Raw genomic sequence first — 26,765 nt, forward strand, 5'->3', positions numbered from 1 at the left:
ACCAGGGGGCGGGATGAAAGCGTTAACCAGCAGGCAGCAACAGGTCTATGATCTGATTCGCGACCATATCAACCAGACGGGCATGCCGCCAACGCGTGCGGAAATTGCTGCTCAACTGGGCTTCCGCTCACCGAATGCGGCAGAAGAACATCTGAAGGCCCTGGCACGTAAGGGCGTAATTGAAATCGTCTCCGGTGCGTCGCGCGGTATTCGTTTATTAATGGAAGAAGAAGCCAGTGAGGGGCTGCCGCTGATTGGCCGTGTCGCCGCGGGTGAACCGTTATTGGCACAGGAGCACATCGAGGCCCATTACCAGGTTGATGCCAACCTCTTCAAACCTACCGCTGATTTCCTGCTGCGCGTTAGCGGCATGTCGATGAAAGATATCGGCATTATGGATGGTGACTTACTGGCGGTACACAAGACTCAGGAAGTGCGCAATGGCCAGGTTGTGGTGGCGCGCATTGATGATGAAGTCACAGTGAAACGCTGGAAAAAGCAGGGTGCGATTGTGCAGCTGCTGCCAGAAAACAGCGACTTCCAGCCGATTGTGGTCGATACACGTGAGCAGTCACTCACCGTTGAAGGGCTGGCTGTGGGTATCGTGCGTAACGGCGAATGGCTTTAATCCTTTAAATCCCCCACTACGGTAGCGCCTCTGCGCTGCCGTGGTTTGATTTGCCAAAATAACTGTAGCGCAGCACAAACCGGGACGGGCTGATGCAGCTGTTTTCCTCCTCTGATAAGACACTCTGGCGGCTGGCGCTGCCGATGATCCTCTCGAATATCACGGTGCCATTGCTTGGCGTGGTAGATACCGCAGTGATTGGCCATCTCGATAGTCCGATCTATCTCGGTGGCGTGGCTGTGGGTAGCACTGCAACCAGCTTCATTTTTATGCTGCTGCTGTTTTTACGCATGAGTACAACCGGACTGACTGCCCAGGCATTTGGTGCCAGCGATAAAACGGCGTTGGCGCGTGCGCTTACCCAACCGTTGCTTATCGCATTGATCGCAGGCGTGTTGTTTATGTTGCTGCGCACACCTGTCGGCAATCTGGCGGCTGCGCTCATGGGGGGCAGCGTTGCGGTACAGCAGCAGGCACAACTGTTTATTCAGATTCGCTGGCTCAGTGCTCCCGCCACACTGGCTAATCTGGTGCTCCTCGGCTGGTTGCTGGGCGTGCAGTATGCGCGTGCGCCCGTTGTTTTGCTGGTAGTGGGCAACCTGGTCAATATTCTGCTGGATCTGCTGTTTGTGCTCGGCCTGCACTGGGGTGTGGCAGGCGCTGCTGCGGCTACGGCACTGGCTGAATATGTCACCCTGGGTGTCGGGCTGTTAATGGTCGCGCGCGTATTAAAGCTACGTGGCATTGATTTCACCCTGCTGAAAGAGAGCTGGCGCGGTGGCGCCGCTCGCCTGTTTCGTCTCAATCGCGACATTATGTTGCGCTCATTTCTGCTGCAAATCTGTTTTGCTTCTCTGACCATCTTTGGCGCGCGCATTGGGCCGGATGTGGTCGCAGTCAACGCGGTTCTGCTGATGTTTCTCACTTTCACAGCCTACGCACTGGATGGCTTCGCTTATGCGGTTGAAGCCTGCTCTGGTGAAGCGGTTGGTGCGAAAGATCGCAGCCAGTTGTTGCTGGTCTGGCACGCGGCCTGCCGTCAGGCGGGTCTGGTGGCGTTGCTGTTCGCCATGATGTATGCCCTGTGCGGGGTGCAAATTGTCGGGTTGCTGACCTCGCTGGACGAACTCCGCGAAGCCGCCGATCGTTACCTGGTGTGGCAGGTGGTGATGCCCCTGGTGGGGGTATGGTGTTATCTGCTGGATGGCATGTTTATCGGCGCGACGCGTGGCAGGGAAATGCGTAACAGCATGGCGCTGGCGGCGCTGGGTTATGGCCTGTCGTTGCTCACCTTACCCTGGCTGGGAAATCATGGTTTGTGGCTGGCGGTGACGGTATTTCTGGCATTACGCGGACTCACGTTGTGGCTGGTCTGGCGCCGTCACTGGCGTCATGATACTTGGTTTTCGTATAGTGGAATATAACCTGTTAATTACAGATTAATCCGTAAGTGTGCTACCTGATATTCATTGCCTACTATAATTATCCTTAACAACGCAATTAAGTAGCGTGTTATATCGGTTTTTACCTTCAGGAAATGGGTATGCCGTCAACTCACTGGAAACGACATGGAGTACGGTTATGAACAAAGACGAAGCGAGTGGAAACTGGAAGCAATTCAAAGGGAAAGTGAAAGAAAAATGGGGCAAGCTGACCGATGATGATATGACCGTCATCGAAGGGAAACGCGATCAGCTTGTCGGTAAAATTCAGGAACGCTACGGTTACGCGAAAGATCAGGCCGAGCGTGAAGTGAAAGACTGGGAAGGTCACAACAAGGATTATCGCTGGTAACGGACCCGTTTAAGGACGATGCTCCTAAGCTCCGATCCTGATGATCGGGATGGCACAAGGAGGTGCCATTTATCCCTTCCTCAACCGCTTTTTACCCTCAACCTGATGATCGTGATCGCAGCTGTCATGATGAGTACAGGCTTCCACTTCGGCACAATTTTCACACAGCCCGTGCGCTTCAATCACGCTATGGCGTAACGTAAAACCGGCTTGTTCAGCCAATCCGGAAATGATCTTTTCGACACCATGCGCATGTTTTTCACTGACGGCGGCACAGCGGTCACAAACCAGCATTACTGAGGTGTGTGCAGGTTCATCAAAATGATGGCAGACCACGTAGCTGTTGTTGGATTCAACGCGATGGATAAATCCCTGCTCCAGCAGAAAATCCAGTGCGCGATAGATGGTTGGTGGTTTTGCCTGGGGTTCACTAACGCGCAATTGATCCAGTAAATCATAAGCACTGATCGATCCATTTTGTTCTGCCATCAGGCGTAGCACTTCGGCACGTTGTGTGGTCAGACGCACGCCGCGTTGCAGGCAAAGCGTTTCAGCCTGGTTCAGAAGTTGGTCTGGCGACAAATTTGACATAAGTGTTCTCCGGGTGGCGAGTGATGTTATTTTATCACACAAATTTTTACGCTGCTGTGATTGCTTTTCTCGCTAAACATTGCCAGGAAAAATCTTGTTTTTCATAAGATTAATATCAGTGTTATTCCCCTTTTTTTCTCATATTGTCATCTGCGTTCCTTATTACGGATTTATTATCAAACCGGCTAATCGGTTTTTGCTTTGCAACTCACCGACTTAGCGTCTAAGGTTCAAAAGGGCTTAAGTAATAGCTGGCCTCAATTTAGATATCGTTTAATTTTTTGCATAAATACACGACAGATTGCTGCGCCAGCAGTCAATTCTGCGAATAGCAGTGCTATTTCCTTTTATTTCACAGCAATAAATCGTTAGCCCAGGTTCACAATAAGGGCTGGTAAATTGTTTCGTCGATGACATGGTCACGACATTTGAAAGGTGATGGCAGGCTCATGGTGAAGACATTATTCAGGCGCAAAAAAGTTGCTTATCTTGTTGTTTTGAATTCAGTATTTCTTTCCTCTTCAGCTCTGGCAGCAGGTACCTGGTACGACGCACGTAATGACGCAATGGGCGGTACCGGTGTTGCGTCTTCCACCTGGAGCTCCGCGGTACTGGCGAACCCGGCATTGATGACCAAAGCAAAACCTGATGATGACGTAAGCATCATTTTCCCTTCAGCGGGTGTGCAGGTTACCGATAAAGACAAACTGATTAATAAAGTCGATGACATTACGGATACCGTCGACCGTTATCAGGATGTGATTAATAACTTAACCTTCCAGGATTACCTCAATGGCTACCCGCAGCTCAAAGCTGCCGCAGGGGATATGGCGAATCAGTTGAGTGACCTGCGTGGCAACAAAGCGGATGGCTCCGCTGGTGTGGCTCTGGCTGTCACCGTGCCAAATGAAACATTGCCCTTTGCGTTTATCACCAAGGCTTATGGCACTGCGCATGTCCGGGCGAATGTGGCACAAAGCGACATTGATTATCTGAACGGCGTGGCCGATGGCACGATCATTCCGGTGCCGGGTGATGAAGACAATTTGCGTTCCAGCGCGAATGGCCTGGCTGCATTGGTCACGGATTACGGTATCGCAGTAGCGCACCAGTTTACTATTGCGGGCCATCCGGTCTCTGTCGGCATCACGCCAAAGCTGCAGAAAACCTGGTTGTATAATTACACCGCCAGCATCTACAACTACGACAAAAGCGACATCAATAACAGCCGCTATCGCAGTTCCGATATCGGTTTCAACGTGGATGCCGGTATCGCCACGGATTTCGCCGACAACTGGACTTTCGGGTTGACCGGTCAGAACCTGATTTCGCGCAACATCGATACCAAAGAAGTGGATGGCTATCGTGATACTTACCAAATCCGTCCGCTGGTCACCACCGGCCTGGCCTGGAACTACGGCCCCGTCACCCTGACTGGCGATGTCGATCTGACGCAAACGAAGCGTTTTAAATCAGAAGATAGCAGCCAGTACGTTGGCGTGGGTGGAGAATATCGTGTGCTGGACTGGTTGCAGTTGCGTGCCGGTTATCGCGCCGATATGAAGTCGAATGACACCAACGTTTTCACCGCCGGTTTTGGTCTGTCGCCGTTTAACAATACGGTACATCTGGATCTGGCTGGTTCGGTTGGTGCTGACAATACCTGGGGTGCAATGTTGCAGCTCGGATTTAACTTCTGATCGATGTTCTTCACACCGACGGGCGGCTGTGTCGCCCGTCAATCCTGTGATATGATTGCGCAGATTCTCATCACTTAACCCCGGATTTACTGCGTTTCATGACCGATACCTTCTCTTCGCAACGTTTTTCCATTGCTCCCATGCTCGACTGGACTGACCGTCACTGTCGTTATTTTCACCGCAAATTAAGCGGCGATACGCTGCTTTACACCGAAATGGTGACCACCGGCGCAATCATTCATGGTAAGGGCGATTATCTGGCCTTTAGCGAGGATGAACATCCGGTCGCACTGCAACTGGGTGGCAGCGATCCGGCGGCGTTAGCGCAGTGTGCACAGCTGGCAGAAGCGCGTGGTTATGACGAGATCAACCTTAATGTGGGGTGTCCGTCCGATCGTGTGCAGAATGGTCGCTTCGGCGCCTGTCTGATGGGAGAAGCTGCGCTGGTCGCGGATGGTATTAAAGCGATGCGCGATGTGGTGAGCATTCCGGTGACAGTGAAAACCCGCATCGGCATTGACGATCAGGATAGCTACGCCTTCCTGTGCGATTTCGTTGGCACCGTGGCGCAGCAGGGGGGTTGTGACACCTTCATTATCCACGCGCGTAAAGCCTGGCTTTCTGGTCTTAGCCCGAAAGAAAATCGTGAGATTCCGCCACTCGACTATCCACGCGTGTATCAACTGAAGCGTGATTTCCCGCATTTAACCATGGCGATCAATGGCGGTATCAAAACGCTGGAAGAGGCGAAAATCCACCTGCAACATATGGATGGCGTGATGATGGGGCGCGAAGCCTATCAGAACCCCGGCATTCTGGCGCAGGTTGACCGTGAACTGTTTGGGCGCGATACCCCGGTGGCGGATCCCGTGGCGGTGGTGCGCAGCATGTACCCCTATATCGAAGCGGAGCTGGCGAAAGGAACTTACCTTGGCCACGTCACGCGCCATATGCTGGGACTATTTCAGGGGATCCCCGGCGCACGCCAATGGCGTCGTTATCTGAGCGAAAATGCGCACAAACCGGGAGCGGATGTGCGCGTGCTGGAAGCCGCACTGGCACTGGTGGCGGATAAGATCCCACAGGAAGCCTGATTTGATTCGTGATGGCGCGATTTATCGCGTCGTCACGGCAGATCTCTGATCTGGCATCACAGAACTCAGTTTTATTTACACCACAAGTTAGTGAATCTCACCATTTTATCTGCACGCCAGGCACATCACTTTCAATAATATCAGTGGGTTGCCGCAATCCTCATCCTGGCACGTATTTTGTAATGCATTCCCTGTTACCAACACAGGAGAGCCTTCGTGGAAATATTATTTGTTATCGGCTTTTTTCTTATGCTGCTGCTGACCGGCGTGTCATTGCTGGGCGTGATTGCTGCGCTGATTGTTGCAACGGTGCTGATGTTCCTCGGTGGGTTGTTTGCGCTTGTTATCAAATTGTTGCCGTGGCTGGTGCTGGTCGTGGTCGCTGTCTGGTTATATCGTGCCTTCACCACGCCTGATGGCGAAATAAAGATGCAGCGACTGAAAAGAAAAATCAGTAAGTTAGAGAAGGATAGCTGGCGCTAAATGCGGGTGTGATCACAGAGTTAATCATTGCTTAGTACAAATACGCAATTAAACATATTTTTTACTTATGTTTTCTGTCAGGATAGCTGCCGTTGAGTCAACAATGAATTCATCGCCGCTGTCCCTACACCAGCGCGAACTATAAAAAAGAAAAAGGGGCTTCCTACGGGAAGCCCCGTTTGCTTTCTGGCGTCAGGGAATCAGCAGGCTGGATCCCAGCGTGGCGCGGCTTTCCAGTACCCGATGAGCCTCGGCCGCATCGCTCAGCGCAAATTTTTGCTGTTCCGGCACGGTGATTTTAATCGCATGGCTGGCGATCAGAGAAAACAGTTCAGCACTGGCTCTGTCGAGTTCTTCACGGTTAGTAATGTAGCCGAACAGCGAAGGGCGAGTGACAAACAGCGACCCTTTCTTATTCAGAATCCCCAAATCGACACCGGTTACTGCACCGGAAGCATTACCAAAACTCACCATAAGGCCATGACGGCGCAGGCTATCGAGTGAAGGTTCCCAGGTATCTTTACCGACTGAGTCGTACACCACCGCCACTTTTTTACCGTTCGTCAGCTCGCTGACACGCTGCGCAATATCCTCGTCGCGATAGTTAATAGTGGCCCAGGCTCCGGCATCTTTGGCCATCTGCGCTTTTTCGGCTGAGCCGACGGTGCCAATCAGGTGCGCACCTAACGCTTTTGCCCACTGGCAGGCAATCAGGCCAACGCCGCCAGCCGCCGCGTGAAACAGGAAAGTCTCATCCGGTTTAACTTTATAAGTCTGACGCAGCAGATATTGCACCGTCAGACCTTTCAGGAACGAGGCGGCTCCCTGCTCAAAACTGATACGCTCCGGCAAAATCACCAGACGATCTTCGTGCACATTGTGCGCCTCGCTGTACGCGCCGAGGGATGACTGGCAGTAGACCACACGGTCGCCCACCTTAAAACGCGTGACCGCAGAACCGACTTTTTTCACCACGCCCGCCGCTTCGGTGCCCAGCCCGGATGGCTTCGCCGCGACCGGATATAATCCGCTGCGCACGTAAGTGTCGATGTAATTGATGCCAATCGCCCGGTTTTCCACCTGCACTTCATGTTCAGCGGGATCGGCAAGATCAAAATCCACCCATTGCAACACTTCAGGGCCGCCGTGTTCGTTGAACTGAATACGCTTTGCCATTCTGACTCCTGTGATTGTTCAGCCTGTGACGTTATACTTGCGCGTCACTACTTAAGATCGGTAATGCATTCACTATGGCAGGAAATAAACCCACCAACAAATCGAACGAACCCCGCGACCGTCAGCTGGAAGGTGTGAAAATGCCGCCGCATTCCATTGAAGCGGAGCAGTCGGTACTCGGTGGGTTGATGCTGGATAACGAGCGCTGGGACAATGTGTCCGAGCGTGTGGTCGCGGATGATTTTTTCAATCGCTCACACCGGCTGATCTTCTCCGAAATGCAACGGCTGCTGGAAGCCGGTCAACCGATCGACCTGATTACGCTGTCGGAATCGCTGGAAACACGTGGTGAGCTGGATATGGCGGGGGGCTTTGCCTACCTGGCCGAACTGGCGAAAAACACCCCAAGTGCCGCGAACATTGGCGCTTATGCGGATATCGTACGTGAACGTGCGGTGGTGCGTGAAATGATCTCGGTGGCGAACCAGATCGCCGATGCCGGTTATGATCCGCAAGGGCGCAGTAGTGAAGATCTGCTCGATTTCGCCGAATCTAACGTCTTTAAAATCGCGGAACAGCGCGCCAATAAAGATGATGGCCCGAAAAACATTGAGCAAATCCTCGAAGCCACGGTATCGCGTATTGAATCGCTGGTTGCCACGCCGCACGATGGTGTTACCGGGGTGGATACCGGTTACCAGGATCTGAACAAAAAAACCGCCGGTTTACAGGGCTCGGATCTGATTATCGTTGCCGCTCGTCCGTCGATGGGTAAAACCACGTTCGCCATGAACCTGTGCGAAAACGCTGCCATGCTGCAGGAAAAACCGGTACTGATCTTCAGTCTGGAGATGCCCAGCGAACAGATCATGATGCGTATGCTGGCTTCATTATCACGCGTTGATCAGACCCGTATCCGTACCGGCCAGCTGGAAGATGAAGACTGGGCGCGTATTTCGGCCACCATGGGTATCCTGCTGGAAAAGAAGAATATGTATATCGATGATTCTTCTGGTCTGACGCCGACGGAAGTGCGCTCCCGTGCACGCCGCATCTATCGTGAAAACGACGGTCTGAGCATGATCATGATCGACTACCTGCAATTGATGCGTGTGCCATCGCTGTCCGACAACCGTACGCTGGAGATTGCGGAGATCTCGCGCTCGCTGAAAGCGCTGGCAAAAGAGCTGAATGTGCCGGTCGTGGCGTTATCGCAGCTGAACCGATCGCTGGAGCAGCGTGCTGATAAGCGCCCGGTCAACTCGGATCTGCGTGAATCCGGCTCGATCGAGCAGGATGCTGACCTGATCATGTTTATTTATCGTGATGAGGTTTATCACGAAAACAGCGATCTGAAAGGTATCGCTGAGATCATCATCGGTAAACAACGTAATGGACCGATCGGTACAGTACGTCTGACCTTCAATGGTCACTGGTCGCGTTTTGATAACTACGCAGGCCCGCAATACGACGACGAATAATCCTCTTTCCCCCGATGCATGCACGATTTGTGCATGCATTTCACGTCATCACAAAATAGTGTTGGACAACCCCGTCTTTAATCAGGTTATCTGTAGCAAAGCGCACCCTATTACGCTGTGGAAGCAGAATGACTCAGGTAGACGATTACGACCTTAAGATACTGACATTATTACAATCTAATGGCCGCCTCACTAACCAGGAACTCAGTGATTTGGTTGGCCTTTCGGCGTCGCAATGTTCACGCCGCCGCATCAATCTGGAACAGGCAAACCTGATTCTCGGCTATCACGCCCGGTTGTCGCCCGATGCTATCGGTCTCGGCATGGTGGGTTTGATTGAAGTGCGGCTGATTAATCACACCCCCGATTACGAAGAAAGTTTTCACCGGATGGTGGAGCAGGAAACCGCCATCGTTGATGCCTTTAAAACCACTGGCGATGCCGATTATCTGCTGAAAGTTGCCGTGTCAGACCTGGCTTCATTGAGCGCATTAATCAGCCAACTGGTGTCAGGCCATCAAAGCGTGGCCCATGTGAAAACGTCGGTGGTATTAAGCCGGTTAAAAGAGAACGGTTTGATGATAATCCCCGAGCACAAAACGCGCCAAAAAAGTGCGTGATGTGCTAGTCTGGTGCAATTAATGCCATTCAAATGCAAAAAACGCGCACCAGATAACAGATTTGTGCATGGATTTATGGATTAGTCATTCATCGATGCACAAAAACCTGCAATAAAGCGCCTTAGTTATCAATTGGATAATCACTGGCACCCATCGGCGACGAGCAGACGTCGCCGATGTGGTGCGTTTTTTGCATTTGAACCGCATCAATTGCAATGAGAAAAATCCATGGATAACGTTGTTCAACCTACCAAAATCCCCCATTCCCGCATTGAAGATGCTCTGGCGATTGTGCTGGGTACGCTGATGGTTTCCTTTGGCGTGATTATGCTGAAGCAGGCCGGTGCGCTTACCGGCAGCTCCGCCGGGATAGCTTTCTTAATTAGCTATCTGACGCCGCTTTCGTTTGGCAGTGCGTTTTTCCTGATTAACCTGCCGTTTTACTGGCTGGCAGTGCGCCGTATGGGTTGGGAATTTACCCTGAAAACGTTCTGTGCTGTGGGGCTGGTGTCACTCTTTACCCATCTGCATCCGCTGTTCATCCATTTTTCTGCGCTAAATCCGTTTTATGCGACATTGTTCGGTAACGTGGTGATGGGAATTGGGTTTATAGTGTTATTTCGTCACAAGGCCAGCCTGGGTGGCGTCAATATTCTGGCGCTCTGGCTGCAGGACCGCATCGGTCTGCGTGCCGGAAAACTGCAAATGGCGGTCGACACCTGTGTGGTGCTGGCGTCGTTATTTGTGGTCTCTGTACCTATGTTGCTTGCCTCGATAGCGGGCGCGGTGGTCCTCAATCTGATCATCGCCATGAATCACCGCCCCGGCCGCTATATGGTTTGATGATGCATCGTTACCTGACTTTTATGACCAATCATGGAGATCTGCACCGTGTTTCAAAATGTTGATGCCTATGCCGGCGATCCGATTCTGTCGTTGATGGAAACCTTCAAACAGGACCCGCGTGACAACAAAGTGAATCTGAGCATCGGCCTCTATTATAACGAGCAGGGCATCATTCCTCAGCTGCAGGCAGTCGCCGCAGCGGAAGAACGCCTGCAGGCGGCACCGCATCAGGCTTCGCTCTACCTGCCAATGGAAGGTTTCGGTCCTTACCGTAACGCGATTGCTCCGCTGCTGTTTGGCAGCGATCACCCGATGCTGAAAGCCGGGCGTATTGCGTCCATTCAGACGCTGGGTGGTTCCGGTGCGCTGAAAGTAGGTGCGGATTTCCTGAAGCGTTACTTCCCGAACTCCAATGTCTGGGTCAGCGATCCGACGTGGGAAAACCATATCGCTATCTTCAACGGCGCAGGCTTCGAGGTGAATACCTATCCCTGGTATGACGACGAAACCAACGGGGTGAAATTTGATGCGTTTATTGCGGCGCTGAAAACCCTGCCGAAGCAAAGCATCGTGCTGCTGCATCCGTGCTGCCACAACCCGACTGGTGCTGATCTGACTAACGCGCAGTGGGATCAAACCGTTGAGGTGCTGAAGGCGCAGGAGCTGATTCCGTTCCTCGACATCGCTTATCAGGGCTTTGGCGCAGGCATGAATGAAGATGCCTATGCGATTCGCGCGGTTGCCGCAGCGGGCCTGCCGGCGCTGGTCAGCAACTCCTTCTCGAAAATCTTCTCACTGTATGGTGAGCGCGTCGGCGGACTCTCTATCGTCTGTGATAGCGCAGAAGAAGCGGGTCGTGTGCTGGGTCAGCTGAAAGCTACCGTACGTCGCAACTACTCCAGCCCGCCTAACTTCGGTGCTCAGGTGGTTTCCTGCGTGCTGAACGATGAAGCGCTGTTGAACAACTGGCTGGCGGAAGTCGAAGCGATGCGTCTGCGCATTATCGAAATGCGTCAGGCATTGGTTGCAGTACTGAGCGAGAAACTGCCAGGTCAAAACTTCGATTATCTGCTGAAGCAGCGCGGTATGTTCAGCTACACCGGCCTCAGCGCACAGCAGGTTGATCGTCTGCGCGACGAGTTCGGCGTGTACCTGATTGCCAGCGGCCGTATGTGTGTGGCGGGCCTGAATAGCCGTAACGTCCATCAGGTAGCAGAAGCCTTTGCTGCCGTGATGTAACGCCTGCCTCTGCCGTATCTGAACCGCCATGCCTTCGGGCTGGCGGTTTTTTTCGCACTATTCCAGGCCGCTTTTTCCTTTACCTTTTGCCGACATGCTGCACACTTAAACGGTGTGTTTAATTCAGGATTTCAGTATGTGGCACCAGCAAACCTTAACGCTTAGCGCTAAACCCCGTGGTTTTCACCTGATCACTGACGAGGTAGTCGGGCAAATTCGTGCGCTATCAGATGTGCGTATCGGGCAGCTGCATTTGTTGCTACAACACACTTCAGCCTCGCTGACACTCAATGAAAATTGCGACCCCACGGTACGTAGCGATATGGAACAACATTTCCTGCGTCATGTGCCGGAAAATGCCCCGTATCAGCATGATTATGAAGGTGCAGATGATATGCCTGCGCACATTAAGTCATCGTTACTCGGCGTATCCTTGTTACTTCCGGTCAGCCGGGGACGGCTGGTGTTGGGTACCTGGCAGGGGATTTATCTCGGTGAACATCGGGTACACGGCGGATCGAGGCGCATCGTCGCCACCTTACAAGGGGAGTCATCATGAACACTTCGGATTTACTGACGTATTGCATGGGCAAGCCGGGCGCGGAACAGAGCGTACACAGTGACTGGAAAGCCACGCAGATTAAAAGTGAGGGTATTTTGTTTGCCATGGTGCATGACGTCAAGGGGCGTCCGGCGGTATCGCTGAAAGCCACGCCTGCGCTGGCAGAGTTATTACGTGAGGAGCATAGCGATGTGTTTCCAAGTGAGCATCTCAATAAAACCCACTGGAGTACCCTGTGGCTGGATGGTTCACTGAAGGATTCGCAGATTTACTATCTGGTGGATGCCTCCTGGCAACAGGCTGACGCCACGCGCGCGGCGGGCGTCAGCCATAACGAGGATTAAGCCGCAGCTTCCTCACGCAGGGTGTTGATATCAATCACAAAGCGGTACTTCACGTCGCTTTTCAGCATACGCTCGTAGGCTTCGTTGATTTGGTTCATGGCGATCAGTTCGATATCGGAAGTGATACCGTGCTTGCCACAGAAATCCAGCATTTCCTGGGTTTCCGCAATGCCACCAATCAGCGAGCCAGCGATGCTGCGACGCTTGAAGATCAGGTTAAACACCTGCGGTGCCGGGTGATCGTGCTCCGGTGCACCCACCAGCGTCATATTGCCATCGCGTTTCAGCAGGGCAATAAACGGGTTGAGATCGTGCTGTGCTGCCACGGTGTTGAGGATGAAGTCAAAGCTGTTGAGGTGCTGTGCCATCTGATCGGCATCCTTTGAAATCACCACTTCGTCAGCGCCCAGACGTTTACCATCTTCGATTTTTGACGGTGAAGTGGTAAACAGTACCACATGCGCACCCATCGCATGCGCCAGTTTCACACCCATATGGCCCAGGCCACCCAGGCCGACAATCCCTACTTTTTTACCCGGACCGACGTTCCAGTGGCGCAGCGGTGAGTAAGTGGTGATACCGGCACACAGCAGCGGTGCGACACCCGCCAGATCGAGGTTTTCCGGTACGCGCAGCACAAAGTTTTCATCTACGACCATGCTGGTGGAGTAGCCGCCGTAGGTGATAGCTTTGGTTTCGCGGTCTTCACCGTTATAGGTGCCGACAAAACCGTTTTCGCAATATTGCTCCAGCCCTTCCTGGCAGCTCGGACAGCTGCGGCAGGAGTCAACCAGACAACCTACTCCCACCAAATCACCCACTTTGTATTTGTGAGTGTGTGCGCCAACCGCAGTGACACGGCCAACGATTTCATGGCCCGGCACCACCGGGAAAATGGTGTTTTTCCATTCATTACGCGCGGTATGAAGGTCAGAGTGGCAGACGCCGCAGTACAACACTTCAATCTGCACATCATGAGCGCGCAGTTCGCGCGGCTTATAGTCGAACGGGGCGAGTTTGGATTTCGCGTCCTGTGCGGCATAGGCATGCGTAATATTCATGGTGTCTCCAGTTACGATGTGTCGTGAGTTTTTCGCGGGATCCCGTCAACCGAAGCGGGCGGGATAAAGGCACGTTAAGCGTGCCAAAAAGGAACTGTGTAAGGATAGTCAGCCAGGTGGAAAGCGTATATGCCTGAAGTTGTCTGATTCTTGCCTGTTTCTGCATTTCGCTGCGGAATCCGGCAGAAAAAATCAGGCCCGCAATCGCGGGCCTGGAAAGGGAATTATTTAGTTAACATTGGCTTAAGGAAGCGTGCCGTGTGCGATTTTTCACACTGCGCCACGGTCTCAGGTGTCCCTGCTACCAGTATTTCACCGCCACCGCTGCCGCCTTCCGGGCCAAGATCGACAATCCAGTCTGCGGTTTTAATCACGTCGAGGTTGTGCTCAATCACCACGATGGTGTTGCCCTGGTCGCGCAACTGATGCAGCACTTCCAGCAGTTGCTGGATATCGGCGAAGTGCAGACCGGTGGTCGGCTCATCGAGGATATACAGCGTTTGGCCAGTTCCGCGTTTCGACAGTTCGCGCGCCAGTTTAACGCGCTGTGCCTCACCACCGGACAGCGTCGTAGCAGACTGACCCAGGCGGATATAGGACAGACCCACATCCATCAGCGTTTGCAGCTTACGCGCCAGTGCAGGCACGGCATCAAAGAAGTCACGCGCTTCTTCAATGGTCATCTCCAGCACTTCGTGAATGCTTTTGCCTTTGTACTTAATTTCCAGCGTTTCGCGGTTATAGCGTTTGCCTTTGCACTGATCGCAGGGGACATAGATATCCGGCAGGAAGTGCATTTCCACTTTGATCACGCCATCGCCCTGGCAGGCTTCACAGCGTCCGCCGCGCACGTTAAAGCTGAAACGGCCTGGGTTATAACCACGGGAGCGCGCTTCCGGCACACCGGCAAACAGCTCACGTACCGGGGTGAAGATGCCGGTATAAGTGGCCGGGTTAGAACGCGGAGTACGGCCGATCGGGCTTTGATCGATATCGATCACTTTGTCGAAATGCTCAAGGCCAGCGATCTCGCGATACGGAGCCGGTTCGCCGCTGGTGGCCCCATTTAACTGACGCTGAGCAATCGGGAACAACGTATCGTTGATAAGCGTAGATTTACCGGAACCGGAGACGCCGGTGATACAGGTAAACAAGCCAACCGGCACCGTCAGCGTCACATCTTTCAGGTTGTTGCCGCGTGCGCCGGTTAGCTTCAGCACTTTGGCTGGATCGCCTTTGACGCGCTCCTTCGGTATGGCGATTTCACGTTTGCCGCTCAGGTACTGGCCGGTGAGGGAGTCTTCATGCGCCATGATGGCATTGACATCGCCTTCCGCCACCACCTGGCCGCCGTGCACTCCGGCACCTGGGCCGATATCAATAATATGGTCGGCGGCACGGATCGCATCTTCATCGTGTTCGACCACAATCACCGTATTGCCGAGATCGCGCAGGTGAATCAGGGTGCTCAGCAGACGTTCGTTATCGCGCTGGTGCAGACCAATGGAGGGTTCATCCAGCACATACATCACGCCAACCAGCCCCGCACCGATCTGGCTTGCCAGACGGATACGCTGTGCTTCACCACCGGAAAGGGTCTCGGCGGAACGCGACATGGAAAGATAATTCAAGCCCACGTTGACCAGGAAGCTCAGGCGATCGCCAATCTCTTTCAGTACTTTTTCCGCGATTTTGGCGCGCTGGCCGCTCAGTTTGAGTTCGCGGAAGAAATCCATCGCGTGACCGATGCTCATATCCGAGATGGTCGGCAGATTGGTATTTTCCACAAAGACGTGACGTGCTTCGCGGCGCAGGCGGGTACCTTCGCAGCTGGCACAGGCACGGTTGCTGATAAATTTCGCCAGTTCCTCGCGGACGGCATTGGATTCCGTTTCTTTATAACGGCGTTCCATATTGTGCAGCACACCTTCAAACGGATGGCGACGTACCGAGGTATCACCTCGGTCGTTGATATATTTGAACTCGATGCTTTCTTTGCCGGAACCGTACAAAATCACCTGCTGCGCTTTGTCGCTCAGGCTGTTGAACGGGGCTTCGACATCGAAATCCAGATGCTCTGCGAGGGAACGCAGCATCTGGAAATAGTAGAAATTACGGCGATCCCAGCCGCGAATCGCGCCGCCAGCCAGTGACAGTTCCGGGTTCTGTACCACGCGGTCAGGGTCAAAATATTGCTGCACGCCGAGACCGTCGCAGGTCGGGCAGGCTCCCGCCGGGTTGTTAAACGAGAACAGACGCGGCTCCAGCTCGCGCATGCTATAGCCGCACACCGGGCAGGCAAAGTTGGCAGAGAACAGCAGTTCTTCAACGCTGCTGTCGTCCATATCCGCGACAATTGCCGTACCACCGCTCAGCTCCAGCGCGGTTTCGAAGGATTCGGCCAGACGGGTGGCAAGATCGTCACGTACGCGGAAGCGGTCAATCACCACTTCAATGGTGTGCTTCTTTTGTAGCTCCAGCTTCGGCGGATCGGAGAGATCGCAAACCTCACCATCGATACGGGCGCGGATATAACCCTGGGTCGCCAGGTTTTCCAGCGTTTTGGTGTGTTCGCCTTTGCGATCTTTCACCACCGGGGCCAGCAGCATCAGGCGACGGCCCTCTTCCTGTGACAGCACCTGATCCACCATCTGGCTGACGGTCTGCGCCGCCAGCGTGACATCATGATCCGGGCAACGCGGTTCACCGACGCGGGCAAACAGCAAACGCAGGTAATCATGGATTTCCGTAATGGTGCCGACCGTGGAGCGCGGGTTATGGGAAGTGGATTTTTGCTCAATGGAGATGGCGGGCGAGAGACCTTCAATATGGTCAACGTCCGGTTTCTCCATTAAAGAAAGAAACTGGCGCGCATAGGCAGAGAGTGACTCTACATAGCGACGCTGACCTTCCGCGTACAGCGTATCAAACGCCAGAGAGGATTTACCGGAACCTGACAGGCCGGTAACCACAATGAGTTTGTCGCGAGGGATGATCAGGTTGATGTTTTTCAAATTATGGGTGCGGGCACCACGAACTTCGATCTTATCCATTCACCTTTCCCGGATTAGAAGCACTCGCCGCGCCTTGCCGACGGCGGCCAGAAGAAACGCGTATTATGGCACAAAAAATAGACTGAATAAATATCCAGTATTTTGTGTTTTTTTTGTCTATTATGGAAGCGCGCTCGAAAGTGGGAACAGCCGCCATGACGTGTTAGAATTGATCGTTTAGAATTGACGCATTAACTCATCGGGAGACAGCAACATGGCCAGTCGTGGCGTTAACAAAGTGATTCTTGTCGGGAATCTGGGTCAGGATCCGGAAGTGCGTTATATGCCGAATGGTGGTGCAGTTGCCAACATTACACTGGCTACGTCAGAAAGCTGGCGCGATAAGCAAACCGGTGAAAACAAAGAGATCACTGAATGGCACCGCGTTGTGCTGTTTGGCAAGCTGGCGGAAGTGGCCGGTGAATATCTGCGTAAAGGTTCGCAGGTCTATATCGAAGGTCAGCTGCGCACCCGTAAATGGCAGGACCAGGGTGGTCAGGATCGTTACACCACTGAAATCGTGGTCAACGTTGGCGGCACCATGCAGATGCTGGGTGGGCGTCAGCAGGGCGCTAATGCCGGTGGTGCGCCGATGGGCGGCCAGGGTGGCGGCAACAATAACGGCTGGGGCCAGCCGCAGCAGCCGCAGCAGAGCGGCGGTAACCAGTTCAGCGGCGGCGCACAGCAGCGTCCGCAGCAGCAGAGCGCACCGGCGAACAATGAACCGCCGATGGACTTTGATGACGACATTCCGTTCTGATTCGGTTTGCTTCGCAGACGTTATAAAACCCCGCTGGTCGGGGTTTTTTATCGCCCAAATCCCAGATACGAAAAAGGCCGCCTTGCGGCGACCTGTCCCGGTACTTCCCTGTACGACCATCCGTTATTTATACAGTTCTGCGGTCATATGAACGCGGTTATTGCTATGTGCTTCAGTAATTTTGTACTGCGCGCCCTGCTGTGCAGCCTGAGCGGCGATTTTGGCTTCGGCACCATCCAGAGTTGAAGCGGAAGCGGTGATGCTTTGTGCGAAGCTGCCGAAAGAAACCAGTGACAGGGCCGCAACTGCAACGAAAGTTTTGATAGATTTCATGGTCATTTCCTCAGAGATAATTTTTAGTTGGTGGGGTGTTGTGCCCCGATGTGAGAGAGAATAGACCTGTAGCCCGGTAAGTAAAAGCTGAGGGTTTTGCTGAAATAATTCAAAAAAATTGATAAAGATTGATGCGATAAATCGCGAGGCTATGAAATCAAGCGGCTATCAAAGACAAAGGGGAGCTCTTTCACACTCGCCAGATACGACGGAAAGGCTGGATGTTGCGGATTGAGGATCGCATTATTTTCCATAGGAATAATGCAGGACGGCAAAATAAGCGCTGCTCCTTCACCAGATTCTAACCAGCCGCTCCCCAAATCCATGGTCGCAATGGGTGCCGGGTCCTGCCGCCAGTTTTGCGGTAAATATTCATCAGGGAGCCTGGTCACCTCATCATCGGGGATTTCAATGCTGAATAAGCTGTAATTATCCAGCAGCGACTCTTTCGCGACATGTACCAGTATTTCCAGGGCGGCAAGCGCGATTGAACTGGCTACATACACCGTGGGATAGCCTTTGTGATTCCAGCGACCACCATATTGTTTTGCGCCGTAGCCATTCCACGCATCTGCGGCATACATGCTTTTGGTGAGTCGATAAAAGATCACGCGAAGACACCATGTTCCAGCCTGCCAATCAAATCCAGCACATCCAGCGCACCGGTCTCGCTAATCAACAGGGAAATTGGCGCAATATTACCTAAACCTTTTACTGGTCGACTTAACCAATCAGTTGCATCTTGTTTGTTGCCGTCAAACAGTTTCACTGTGGCATCCATCACACGCACGAAGCGGGCAACCCGTTCGCTTTCGTCTGGTGAAAGGCTTTTGCCAGCACTTTTACGACGCGCGATATTGCGTTCATTGAGGCCGGTGATTTGCAGAATCTCTGAGCGAGACATGGAAGCCCAGTAACGGATATTGTCGATCACTTCGACAGGTAAACCAGATTCAAGCATACGGGTTAACTCAAGCCCTCGGGGAGGTAAGCCTGCGACGCGCCAGAGCGCATTGTCATGGGGCTGCCCGTTCGGAATATAGGTTTTCATATGACTTCTCCTCTGACATTTGTCATGTATCATTATTGACAATTGTCCGATTTTTGCAATGGCTTTGCCCAGGTCAGGGTTTGATAATCATTTAACCTTTTGCCACATTTCCTCTGAAGTGGCACAAAAAGCCGTTCATGCGCCATGCCGCTCCGCCATCCTGTCTGACCAATTATCCCGGCTGAATAAGGAGCGTGAGTGAACCTCAACCGCCGTACATTTTTATTAGCCCTCAGTGCGCTGGGTGTGGTGCGCAATGTTCAGGCGTTCACTGCGGAAGATCCTTTGCCACTGGATGTCGCGTTAGTTTCACCGTGGATGGCGAATCAGGTGGCGCTGACGCGTAATAACCTGTTGTTTCTTGGCTTGCCGCGCTATGCCAAAGATAAGCCGACACCGTCACTGGCGCGACGTGAGTCCGATGGCACCCTGCGACCCTTTCCGGGCAATAGCTGGAATGAATGGCAACCCGGCAAAGATGGACGCAATGCGTTTGTTTACCTGAACTCCGTGCATATTTTTGCCGATGATACAGTGTGGTGTGTCGATCAGGGTTCACTCAGCGCGGGGGTATTCTCGCCAGAAGATGCGATACCGCAACCAGGGGCGCAGAAACTGGTACAGCTGGATGCCCACAGTGGCGCAATCCTGCAAATCCTGCGTTTTGACGATCAGATCCTGCCGCCAGGCGCGCAAATGAATGACCTGCGATTCCACGGCAACACGCTGTATATCAGCGATTCCGGCCTGGGTGGCATCATCGTGCATGACATGGTCAGTGGCAAAACGCAGCGCCGCCTGTCAGGTATGCGGGTGGTGAAAGCGTCCGATAAAGCCCCGCCCGCGATATTAGCCGGGGTCAAAGGGGGGAAGACCTTCCATCCGCCCAATAGCGATATGATCGAAATTACCGCCGATGGTCAATGGCTGTATTGGGCTGCACCGACCGGTCCGCTATATCGGGTCGAGACCCGCTGGCTGCAACAAACTGATCTGAGCGATGAGCAACTCATCAGCCATGTTGAGCAGGTATACGACAATAACTTCTCCGGTGGCTGTTGCATGGATTCGGCGGGAAATGTCTATTTTTCCGAAACCGTGACCCACAATATTCGGGTCCTTGCTCCTTCCGGTGAAACACGGGTGCTGACCAGCGATAAGCGGCTACTGCGGCCAGACGGTACTTTTATCAGTCATGACCGGCAGTTCTACATCCCGGTTAAACAACCGCTGGCAGCGCAACCGGGCGCAGCTGCGTGCTTCGCCATTTATAAGTTGTCGCTGCCAGATGAGTTTCAGGGTATCAGCCTCGGTGGTGCGGTTACCGGTTAACGGCTGCCACCTGCCAGCTGGCAAGCAGTTCGGCTGTCGGGCGAACCTGCACGGGATTGCCCGGCAGAATCAGATCTGCCCAGACTTCGTTGTGCTGGTTGATGAGCTGCTCGGCAGAAACAAAGGTACGATCTGCAGTGGTGTGTGCGTCGGCGGCAACGGTGATGCGATAGCCGAGGCTGGCACCGACTTTGAGTGTGGTATCAACACAATAATCGGTCGCACAGCCACAGATCACGAAAGAAGTCATGCCGTGCTGTTCCAGCGTTGCCGCCAGGTCGGTTTGCCAGAAGCCGTCACAGGCGGTTTTATTGACGTAGAGAGCGTTAGCCGGTTGCTGCAGCTCCGGTACGATGCCCCAGCTTGCGCTGTTGGCCTCCAGTCCGGGGCCGACGTGCTGAATAAAAATCACCTGGTCGGCAGCGGCGATTAGCTGATTAATACGTGCGCAGCGTCCGGCACGATCAAAACGCGGCGTTGCCAGCACGCCGTTCTGCATGTCCACCACCATCACCACATTGTTGCTCATCGTTGTCTCCTTTATATGCCTGCATGCCAGTGTGGCGTTGAAACTCATCACAGGCAAAGCAAATCTGTTTTGCATTTCACCTGCCTGGCGGGGCATGCTGGTTATCTGATTAACGATGGAGGTGTGCTATGTCTGTGGTCCCTGCAATTTTTCCCTGTGAGCGCGATCGGGCGCAGTTCCAGCAATTTGCTGAACTGCCGGGTATTGAGCTGTATCAGGCGCACATCTCCCGCTATGCCTTTGAACCGCATACCCACGAAGCCTTTGGCATCGGCACCATTGAGTCTGGTGCGCAGCGCTTCCGTTATCGTGGTACTCACTACACCGCGCCGCAGCATTCTCTGGTGATGATGAATCCTGATGAGTTGCATACCGGCGAGTCAGCCTGTGAGGAGGGCTGGCGCTACCGGATGATCTACATTCAGCCGGATGAAATGGAGAAACTCACCGGTGACCGTAGTTGGTGGTTTAGCGACGCGTTGCGCACCGATGCACGCCTGGCGCAGCCGTTTTCTCTGCGGCTGGCGGCCTTATGCCAGGCCGGAACGGCTCTGGAGCGTGAAGGTTTGCTGATCGAGTTACTGGAGTTGTTGCGTCCACTGGCACGGCGTGGACAATCCCGCCCGGCGGAAGGGGGGCACCGTTTCGATCAGGTGAAAACCTATCTGCGGGAAAACCTTGCTGAACCGGTCAGGCTGGATGAACTGGCTGCGTTGGCGGGGCTCTCACCGTGGCATTTTCTGCGCAGTTTCCGCCAGCAGTTCCATGTGACGCCACATCAGATGCTGATGGCATTTCGTCTTTATGACGCCAAATTGCGTCTGGCTCAGGGGGAGAGTGCGGCGGCGGTGGCAGCAGCTGTTGGCTTAACCGATCAGGCCCACCTGACGCGAGCCTTCGCCCATCGTTACGGCATTACCCCTGGCCGCTACCAGAAACAGGTCTTCCCAGCGCGCTAACAGCAATCTGCTACAAGCCTTTGCTGCGCTGTTCCGTCACACTGTGGCGGAATTGCGATAAAGGAAGAGATTATGTTAGCTGGAATATTGTTCGCGCTGGCGGCGGGATTGATGTGGGGGCTGATCTTTGTCGGTCCGCTGCTGGTGCCGGATTACCCTGGAACGTTACAGTCCGCAGGGCGTTATGTCGCCTTTGGACTGATTGCGTTACCCCTCGCCTGGCTGGATCGGCGGCGTCTGCGTCAACTGGCGCGCAAAGACTGGGTGGAAGCGCTGAAACTGTCGCTGGTGGGTAATCTGATGTATTACGCCTTCCTTGCCAGTGCCATTCAGCGTACTGGAGCACCGGTCTCCACCATGATTATTGGCACCTTACCGGTGGTGATGTCGGTAACCGCTAACCTCTGCTATGGGCATCTGGAAGGGCGCTTGCCATGGCGGCGCTTAACGCCCGCCTTGCTGATTATTTCTGTGGGGCTGGTATGCGTCAACGCCGCCGAGTTACAGGCACAGGGGGCGGCGCTGGACTGGCCACGTTATCTTACCGGTCTGCTGCTGGCCGTGCTGGCGGTGGGCTGCTGGACCTGGTATCCGTTACGTAATGCGCGCTGGCTGCGCAGCCATCCTCAGCACAAACCCGGTAGCTGGGCGACGGCGCAGGGGCTGGTCACGTTACCCCTGGCGCTGGTGTTTTATCTGCTGGTGTGTGGGCAAATTCACTGGCAGCAGCCGGGCTTTGGGCTGCCGTTTGGCCCGCAACCCGAGGTGTTCCTGCTCCTGATGCTGGCGATTGGCCTGTTCTGTTCATGGCTTGGGACGCTGTGCTGGAACGCGGCCAGTCAGCGGCTGCCTACGGTCATCATGGGGCCATTGATTGTGTTTGAAACCTTGTCCGGGCTGTTCTGGACTTTCCTGTGGCGACAAAGCTGGCCACCCGTGTTAACTGCGGTGGGGATCTGCTGTCTGATCATCGGGGTTATCGCGGCAATGCGCATCAAACCGCAGCCGGTGGTGACATCGCTGGAAATTTAAGCCTATGAGGATGCCAGCTCCGCTGCTGGCTGGCATCCTGAAATACCAGCATTTTTAAGAATAAGACCAGCCCGAAATCCTCTCCTTTTGCCATTTCTGCGCTAAAAAAACCGCGTCTTATAACTTTCCCCTGGTCCTGAGTGGCCATTTCTACATTTAAATGGCATATCCGCACCCTGATATCAGGTTGAAATTTGTCCTGATGCTGGCTGTATTGACCCGGTAAAAGGGATGATAAGCGTGAGGGCGGAGTCGCTGTGGGGGCAAAATATGGATAAAACCCGCCGTCATCAGGGGCTTTTTAACGCCTTTTGGCACTGATATTGCGCTGCCGGAACCGTCTTTTCCTTAAGGCGTTGCAGATTCGTTGAGATTCTTTCGCCATCGCTACACGGGAAACTGTTTAAGTTTAACGATGAATAGTGAGGGGATATTAATGCTACAGGCAGCGGGGATCGCTTTATTGTTTAGTATTGATAACGTTTCTCTTCAGGATAATTCCTGGCATCGAAAGCACGAATAGTTCTTCGGGGCAGGAAGTGGGTGATCACCAGATTCAGACACAGATCCAGTTTAAAAAAGAGTATGGTGATAAGAATTTCACCGGGTTGTTCATCAATGCTAAACAGAATAATCTGTATTCAGTGCAGAGTATTAATGTTGATTAAGTAATAATGAAAGCCCCAATCTCACCGAAATGAGATTGGGTCGGGCGTAAATAGCTTGAATAGCGAGACTTTTGCTGATGTGAATCAATTTTACCGCAAAAAAAGAAACAATTCCCTGATGAAACTCATCAGGAAAGCATGGTGCGAATTGTTATGTTACGAACACTGAATTAAATGACCTTCATCTCTTCTGGTAAGAACAAATCCCAGCATTAAATCAAATTACAACGGCCCCGATAGTGTTAGCGATTATCTGTACCTGAAGGATAGTGATAAACGCTGCGGCTAATATCCAGCAAGCGGCAGCTACGACGGGTTCCAATGTCGAAGGTGGTTTGCAAAAAGTTAACCGCCTGGCGCTTTTCATTGGTGGTGAAGAAGTTTTTCAGTACGCTTTGCAGCATCTCCTTATCAGAACTGAGCGCCTGTAGTTCGCGGGTGAGTATCTGGAGCTTATCCTCCAATTCTTTGATTTTTCTACCTTCCTCGGAAGAAAGCCCAGAGAACTTTTTCTTCCAGCTATAGAAAGTGGCTTCGGAAATGCCAAGCTCCTCACAAATCTCCCTGACTTTCACTCCCGTTTCAGAAGCTTTAATGGCATTTGTGATTTGCTCTTCGCTATATCGTGACTTTCTCATAAATGCTATTACCTTTCTTATCAATTAGTGGATGAGAATTACTGTATTAATATCTGGTACTGCAAAAACACTATTAATGCAGTATTAAAGTGCGCGATTAGAATTGCGAGGATTAAATTAAGTTATTTGTAATAAATATCATCATGGGATAAGTCTTATTTTATTATGATTGCCGTTGAACACCTTCCTGGTATTGGGTTTTTGATATAGATTCATTTCATCCCAACTGCGGAAAAATACTACATTCATTGGAAAAACGGCATAACCTGCTTGCAAAAATGACAGGATGTGCCAGTAAGCTTTTAGTCGAAATTGAGACTGAAATCGTTTACATCCGCAGGGTTTCGCGCCGGATTTAATCGGAATTTTCCTGAATTCATTCTCTGAATCCTGATGCGAGTCTCATTTTTCGGACCAGCATGGTCTGAAGTTATTAATTTAAGTCAGGCCCACTAAGACTTGTTTAATTCTTTTCAAGGACGTTGTACCGCTTGTAGTAGCAGTAAGTAATACTAAGGACGAGTTGATGAAATTAAGCGTAATGTCAAATGCCGCCTGGATGATGTCTGAGAAGATTGTCTCTGTTTTCGGCGTCATATTTGTTACCTCCTACGTGGCAAAATCCTTTGGCCCAACGGTGTTTGGTCAAATGGCGTTTTCTACCTCACTTTTCTCTATGGTGCAGACCGTAGCGATGTTTGGCACCGAAACGATACTGTTCAAGACCATCAGCAAGAGTGCGCCGAAAGGGGTACGTCTGATGAACGTCGCACGTACGTTGCGGTTAGCGTTATTGGTGCTGACCTCGGTGCCGGTGTTGATTTGGGTCTGGTACAACATGCAGGAAAACTTCCTTGCGTTTGCGCTGGCCTCATTCATCGCCTCGGTATTTGTCACCCAGGACACCTTCAGCGTGTATAACAATGCGCGCCTGGCCTCACGTCTCAATACCATTGCTAACTCTGTTGGTCTGCTACTGGGCTTCGCACTCAGTTTCGCCATTGCCTGGTTTCGGCTTAGCCCGTTATGGCTGACCCTGTCGATCGTCGCCGTGACGCTGGTTCCTTACGCTATCAAGCGTTACAACTTTTACCGCGAGAACCAGGAGCAATCACCGGCGCGCGTGAAACGTGGCCCTTATCTGCGTTACCTGCTGTATGCCGGACTGCCATTGGCGATCTCCAGCATCTTTATTTCGGTACAGGTGAAAACCGCGCAAATGTTCCTGGTCGGTATCGCTTCAGCACGCGATCTCGGGTTGTTCGCAGCGGCCAATACCATTTCGGCATCGTGGACCTTTATTCCACTGGCCATCATCACTTCCAGCTTTTCGGAAATATTCAGAGAACGTGGCGAAGCGGCAATTAAGCTTACGGCGCGTCTGAATGGGTATGTGTTGGGTGTTTCACTGATTCTGTTATTTGTCATCGCCTTATATGGTGAAAAAATAATCATTGCTTTATATGGTCACGATTACACGCAGTCGGGAAGTCTCATTACGTTGCTATCGATAGCCTCCAGTTTTTCGGCGATGGGGACTGTCGCATATCGCTATATCGTTAAAGAGGGTGGATTTAATTATCTGCTCAGGAAAATTCTCTGCCTGGTCGCCATCGGTCTTCCGATGTCGTGGTGGCTGATCCAGGGGTACGGCATCATGGGGGCTGCCTGGAGCGTTTTCCTGACAGAACTTCTGTCCCTCACCGTAATGAATTACTTCTTCAGAAACGGCGTCATTTACAAGATTCAGGTTTCCTCACTCAACTACAAAACCTACAAATGAGGTCAGATATGCTTAAGTTGAAAGATGAACTGAGAAAAAGTGTGCGGTATTTCATCAGGAAAATGCCCTGGGCTTATCAGGATCGGATTTTTTACTTCCGTAAATTCCGCCGCCTGCCCAATCTGCGTGAGCCGAAAGTGTTTAACGAGAAGATCCTGTACCGTAAGTTTGTTTATGGCGACTATCAGAATTATGGTCGTCTGTCGGATAAATATTCGGTGCGTGATTACGTCGCTGAAAAGATAGGCGGTGAATATTTGATTCCATTGCTGTATGAAACCAGCGATCCGCATTCACTGCATACGCTGCCGAGCTGGAAGAACACGGTGATCAAGCCAAATCACGGTTCCAATATGGTGGAAATCCTGCTGGAAGAACCGGATGCGCTGAAAAAGCAGCAGATCATCAGCAACTGCCAGCGCTGGCTGAAAAAAGATTATGCGGATGAGGCGCGTGAGATTCATTACCGCTACATCAAGCCGCGCATTCTGGTGGAGAAATATATTGGTGATGGGAAAACCGCGCCGATTGATTACAAGTTCCATATGTTTAATAAACGCGATGGTAACTTCGAATTTGTGTTGCAGGTGATTTACAACAGATGCAATCCGCTGATATCAATGAATTTTTATGTCAATAATCTGGACGAGGCCTATCACAAAATCCGTGATACCGGCCTGGATATCTCGTCGCAGCTGGCAGCACTGCAACATGCCTTAGCGTTGAGTAAGAAACTGGCGAGTGATTTCGATTATGTTCGTGTTGATTGGTATATCCACGAACAGCAGGTTTACTTTGGCGAGCTGACTTTTACGCCTGGCGCTGGGATGGTCACCGGACTGGATCGTGGGCTTAATCAGATGATGGGTGATATGTGGATTCAGGACCGTCTCGGTGCGAAGACGCCGGGCGGTGCGGTGGGGGATGTCAAGATCCCGGCCGTATTGAAGAAAATTTGAAATCACACAGCAAAATAAAAAACCCCGCGATGCGGGGTTTTTTATTGGG

The 26,765-nt window shown here is 52.4% G+C and carries 27 protein-coding genes; 18 read left to right on the forward strand and 9 right to left on the reverse strand.

Features of this window, described 5'->3' with window-relative positions; translation table 11 throughout:
• The first annotated feature begins 13 nt into the window (after positions 1–13).
• From lexA to HA50_RS01260, 3 genes are all read left to right on the forward strand, one after another.
• Entirely contained in the window at positions 14–628 is a 615-nt protein-coding gene (lexA, locus tag HA50_RS01250; protein ID WP_013507486.1) for a transcriptional repressor LexA, read from the forward strand.
• Positions 629–720: 92 nt separating this feature from the next.
• Complete coding sequence (gene dinF, locus HA50_RS01255; protein ID WP_084871829.1) at positions 721–2,052, forward strand: MATE family efflux transporter DinF; 1,332 nt, start codon at positions 721–723, stop codon at positions 2,050–2,052.
• Positions 2,053–2,209: 157 nt separating this feature from the next.
• Positions 2,210–2,422, forward strand: a complete 213-nt coding sequence (locus HA50_RS01260; RefSeq protein ID WP_084871830.1) for a CsbD family protein — start codon at positions 2,210–2,212, stop codon at positions 2,420–2,422.
• Positions 2,423–2,491: 69 nt separating this feature from the next.
• Here the strand turns inward: HA50_RS01260 and zur are convergent, their stop codons facing one another.
• Positions 2,492–3,013 carry a zinc uptake transcriptional repressor Zur gene (gene zur / locus HA50_RS01265; protein WP_084871831.1) on the reverse strand — a complete coding sequence of 174 codons (522 nt, stop codon included), beginning with the start codon at positions 3,011–3,013 and terminating at the stop codon, positions 2,492–2,494.
• A gap of 449 nt (positions 3,014–3,462) precedes the next feature.
• On the opposite strand from zur, the gene HA50_RS01270 reads away from it, so the two are divergent.
• The 3 genes from HA50_RS01270 (at position 3,463) to pspG (ending at position 6,290) form a co-directional block, all read left to right on the forward strand.
• Positions 3,463–4,713: a conjugal transfer protein TraF gene (locus HA50_RS01270; protein ID WP_084871832.1), complete on the forward strand. Its 1,251-nt coding sequence runs from the start codon at positions 3,463–3,465 to the stop codon at positions 4,711–4,713.
• A gap of 98 nt (positions 4,714–4,811) precedes the next feature.
• Complete coding sequence (dusA, locus tag HA50_RS01275; protein WP_084871833.1) at positions 4,812–5,807, forward strand: tRNA dihydrouridine(20/20a) synthase DusA; 996 nt, start codon at positions 4,812–4,814, stop codon at positions 5,805–5,807.
• Positions 5,808–6,023: 216 nt separating this feature from the next.
• Positions 6,024–6,290, forward strand: coding sequence for an envelope stress response protein PspG (gene pspG, locus HA50_RS01280; protein WP_084871834.1), 267 nt, complete (start codon positions 6,024–6,026; stop codon positions 6,288–6,290).
• 192 nt (positions 6,291–6,482) lie between these two features.
• Here pspG and HA50_RS01285 read toward each other — a convergent pair whose 3' ends face one another.
• Complete coding sequence (locus HA50_RS01285) at positions 6,483–7,466, reverse strand: quinone oxidoreductase (RefSeq protein WP_084871835.1); 984 nt, start codon at positions 7,464–7,466, stop codon at positions 6,483–6,485.
• Positions 7,467–7,540: 74 nt separating this feature from the next.
• On the opposite strand from HA50_RS01285, the gene dnaB reads away from it, so the two are divergent.
• The 6 genes from dnaB to HA50_RS01315 all read left to right on the forward strand — a co-directional run bounded on the left by dnaB (position 7,541) and on the right by HA50_RS01315 (position 12,558).
• The gene (dnaB, locus tag HA50_RS01290; protein WP_084871836.1) at positions 7,541–8,947 is read left to right on the forward strand and encodes a replicative DNA helicase; all 1,407 of its coding nucleotides are present in this window, start codon (positions 7,541–7,543) and stop codon (positions 8,945–8,947) included.
• A 128-nt stretch (positions 8,948–9,075) separates the two neighbouring features.
• The gene (locus HA50_RS01295; protein ID WP_084871837.1) at positions 9,076–9,567 is read left to right on the forward strand and encodes an Lrp/AsnC family transcriptional regulator; all 492 of its coding nucleotides are present in this window, start codon (positions 9,076–9,078) and stop codon (positions 9,565–9,567) included.
• Between the two features lie 228 nt (positions 9,568–9,795).
• Positions 9,796–10,410, forward strand: coding sequence for a YitT family protein (locus HA50_RS01300; RefSeq protein WP_084871838.1), 615 nt, complete (start codon positions 9,796–9,798; stop codon positions 10,408–10,410).
• Between the two features lie 48 nt (positions 10,411–10,458).
• Positions 10,459–11,652 (forward strand): amino acid aminotransferase, encoded by a 1,194-nt coding sequence (locus HA50_RS01305; RefSeq protein ID WP_139810887.1) that lies wholly within the window; start codon positions 10,459–10,461, stop codon positions 11,650–11,652.
• 136 nt (positions 11,653–11,788) lie between these two features.
• Entirely contained in the window at positions 11,789–12,211 is a 423-nt protein-coding gene (locus tag HA50_RS01310) for a secondary thiamine-phosphate synthase enzyme YjbQ (RefSeq protein ID WP_084871840.1), read from the forward strand.
• Positions 12,208–12,558: an MmcQ/YjbR family DNA-binding protein gene (locus tag HA50_RS01315; RefSeq protein ID WP_084871841.1), complete on the forward strand. Its 351-nt coding sequence runs from the start codon at positions 12,208–12,210 to the stop codon at positions 12,556–12,558. The genes HA50_RS01310 and HA50_RS01315 overlap by 4 nt, the downstream gene beginning before the upstream one ends.
• Here HA50_RS01315 and HA50_RS01320 read toward each other — a convergent pair.
• Both HA50_RS01320 and uvrA read right to left on the reverse strand, forming a co-directional pair.
• Positions 12,555–13,619 (reverse strand): NAD(P)-dependent alcohol dehydrogenase, encoded by a 1,065-nt coding sequence (locus HA50_RS01320; protein WP_084871842.1) that lies wholly within the window; start codon positions 13,617–13,619, stop codon positions 12,555–12,557. The genes HA50_RS01315 and HA50_RS01320 overlap by 4 nt on opposite strands.
• Positions 13,620–13,843: 224 nt before the next feature.
• Positions 13,844–16,672 (reverse strand): excinuclease ABC subunit UvrA, encoded by a 2,829-nt coding sequence (gene uvrA, locus HA50_RS01325; protein ID WP_084871843.1) that lies wholly within the window; start codon positions 16,670–16,672, stop codon positions 13,844–13,846.
• A 214-nt stretch (positions 16,673–16,886) separates the two neighbouring features.
• Between uvrA and ssb1 the strand changes: the two genes are divergently transcribed.
• On the forward strand, positions 16,887–17,432 hold the full coding sequence (gene ssb1, locus HA50_RS01330; protein WP_084871844.1) for a single-stranded DNA-binding protein SSB1: 546 nt from the start codon (positions 16,887–16,889) through the stop codon (positions 17,430–17,432).
• Between the two features lie 123 nt (positions 17,433–17,555).
• On the opposite strand, the gene HA50_RS01335 is transcribed toward ssb1, so the two are convergent.
• The 3 genes from HA50_RS01335 to parS form a co-directional block, all read right to left on the reverse strand.
• Positions 17,556–17,765, reverse strand: coding sequence for a YdgH/BhsA/McbA-like domain containing protein (locus HA50_RS01335; protein WP_084871845.1), 210 nt, complete (start codon positions 17,763–17,765; stop codon positions 17,556–17,558).
• Positions 17,766–17,914: 149 nt separating this feature from the next.
• On the reverse strand, positions 17,915–18,376 hold the full coding sequence (locus HA50_RS01340) for an RES family NAD+ phosphorylase (protein WP_084871846.1): 462 nt from the start codon (positions 18,374–18,376) through the stop codon (positions 17,915–17,917).
• Positions 18,373–18,816, reverse strand: coding sequence for a type II RES/Xre toxin-antitoxin system antitoxin (parS, locus tag HA50_RS01345; RefSeq protein WP_084871847.1), 444 nt, complete (start codon positions 18,814–18,816; stop codon positions 18,373–18,375). Before parS ends, HA50_RS01340 begins: the two co-directional genes overlap by 4 nt.
• Positions 18,817–19,014: 198 nt before the next feature.
• On the opposite strand from parS, the gene HA50_RS01350 reads away from it, so the two are divergent.
• On the forward strand, positions 19,015–20,148 hold the full coding sequence (locus HA50_RS01350) for an L-dopachrome tautomerase-related protein (protein ID WP_084871848.1): 1,134 nt from the start codon (positions 19,015–19,017) through the stop codon (positions 20,146–20,148).
• Here HA50_RS01350 and HA50_RS01355 read toward each other — a convergent pair.
• Positions 20,138–20,677: an isochorismatase family protein gene (locus tag HA50_RS01355; RefSeq protein WP_084871849.1), complete on the reverse strand. Its 540-nt coding sequence runs from the start codon at positions 20,675–20,677 to the stop codon at positions 20,138–20,140. The genes HA50_RS01350 and HA50_RS01355 overlap by 11 nt on opposite strands.
• A 128-nt stretch (positions 20,678–20,805) precedes the next feature.
• On the opposite strand from HA50_RS01355, the gene HA50_RS01360 reads away from it, so the two are divergent.
• Both HA50_RS01360 and HA50_RS01365 read left to right on the forward strand, forming a co-directional pair.
• Complete coding sequence (locus HA50_RS01360; protein WP_084871850.1) at positions 20,806–21,636, forward strand: AraC family transcriptional regulator; 831 nt, start codon at positions 20,806–20,808, stop codon at positions 21,634–21,636.
• Positions 21,637–21,708: 72 nt separating this feature from the next.
• The gene (locus HA50_RS01365) at positions 21,709–22,668 is read left to right on the forward strand and encodes a DMT family transporter (protein ID WP_084871851.1); all 960 of its coding nucleotides are present in this window, start codon (positions 21,709–21,711) and stop codon (positions 22,666–22,668) included.
• Positions 22,669–23,578: 910 nt separating this feature from the next.
• Here the strand turns inward: HA50_RS01365 and HA50_RS01370 are convergent.
• Positions 23,579–23,974, reverse strand: coding sequence for a transposase (locus tag HA50_RS01370; RefSeq protein WP_084871852.1), 396 nt, complete (start codon positions 23,972–23,974; stop codon positions 23,579–23,581).
• 526 nt (positions 23,975–24,500) lie between these two features.
• Between HA50_RS01370 and HA50_RS01375 the strand changes: the two genes are divergently transcribed.
• Together HA50_RS01375 and HA50_RS01380 are read left to right on the forward strand one after the other, a co-directional pair.
• Positions 24,501–25,757 carry an MATE family efflux transporter gene (locus tag HA50_RS01375; RefSeq protein WP_084871853.1) on the forward strand — a complete coding sequence of 419 codons (1,257 nt, stop codon included), beginning with the start codon at positions 24,501–24,503 and terminating at the stop codon, positions 25,755–25,757.
• Positions 25,758–25,765: 8 nt separating this feature from the next.
• Positions 25,766–26,716 (forward strand): ATP-grasp fold amidoligase family protein, encoded by a 951-nt coding sequence (locus tag HA50_RS01380; RefSeq protein WP_084871854.1) that lies wholly within the window; start codon positions 25,766–25,768, stop codon positions 26,714–26,716.
• Positions 26,717–26,765 lie beyond the last annotated feature (49 nt).

Source organism: Pantoea cypripedii (assembly GCF_002095535.1).
Lineage (GTDB): Bacteria > Pseudomonadota > Gammaproteobacteria > Enterobacterales > Enterobacteriaceae > Pantoea > Pantoea cypripedii.